Consider the following 1,049-nt stretch of genomic DNA (forward strand, 5'->3'; position numbering starts at 1 on the left):
AATCCGGCATCGTCGGCCACCATGCAGACGAAATTACGCTCGCGACAAATAACGCCAAGGTCCAACTTTTTTCTAAGAGAGTCATGTCGTCCTATGCCTAGAAAGCTGATAAAACGCTTCATGCCTGATCACGAAGTGATCAAACGCCAAAAAGCATTGAAGGTCTTCGGCAATGTGTTATACAACCCGAACCTTTGGTGCTTAAACCGTCGCTCTGCGTCAGGTGCTTTTGCCGTTGGCCTATTTATGGCGTTTGTCCCGCTTCCGAGCCAGATGATCATGTCTGCAGGTTTAGCCATTTTAATGGGCGTAAATTTACCTCTGTCAGTCGCTCTCGTTTGGGTCAGCAACCCTATTACCATGCCAGTCTTGTTTTACTTTGCTTACAAGCTCGGTGCATGGGTCATGCATGTTCCACCTCAGCCATTCCATTTTGAGCTATCTTGGGACTTTATCATGCAACAGATGAGCACGATTGGGCCTCCATTCCTATTGGGGTGCGCAATTTGCGGTGTGGGTTCTGCGATCATTGGTTATTTCGGTATTCGCGGATTGTGGCGCTACTCTGTCGTTCGCAGTTGGCAAAAACGAAAAGTAAGATAAGCGGATAAGACGCTAAAATCATTCGTTGCGACATGGCTTGAGGTTCAAACGACAATAAAGCTGAAACGAAATGTAAGCAAAGAATGAAAAGATGCTAATGAGTACAAAAAAGGACCATGAAAGGTCCTTTTTTGTATCTGGAGTACTTAGCAAAATAAGTCATCGCTAACAACGATGTCTACGAGGCTAGCTTTCCTTCCTTCGCTACTTAGCACTCAAAACTGTGGCAGGGTTCAGTTTCGCTGCGCGAGAAGCTGGGTACCAAGTGGCCAATAGGCTTAATACGATAGCGGTGGTCGACACCAATGCGACGTCAGGCCAATGCAACTGCGATGGAAGAAAGTCCACAAAGTAGATGTCACCCGATAAAAATTGGTGTCCTATTAAGCCTTCAAGCCCCTTAATGATTGGAGTTAAATTCAACGCAACCAACACACCAACAAGGC

General features: G+C 46.1%; 1 protein-coding gene and 1 pseudogene. One reads left to right on the forward strand and one right to left on the reverse strand.

What is annotated here, in order from left to right; all coding sequences use genetic code 11:
- Positions 1–93 precede the first annotated feature (93 nt).
- Positions 94–603, forward strand: coding sequence for a DUF2062 domain-containing protein (locus tag R7O12_RS26830; RefSeq protein ID WP_005456245.1), 510 nt, complete (start codon positions 94–96; stop codon positions 601–603).
- Between the two features lie 204 nt (positions 604–807).
- Here the strand turns inward: R7O12_RS26830 and R7O12_RS26835 are convergent.
- Positions 808–1,049: pseudogene (locus R7O12_RS26835) on the reverse strand (lipoprotein-releasing system transmembrane subunit LolE); the annotation flags it as partial.

The sequence above is a fragment of the Vibrio sp. Vb1574 genome, assembly GCF_033338675.1.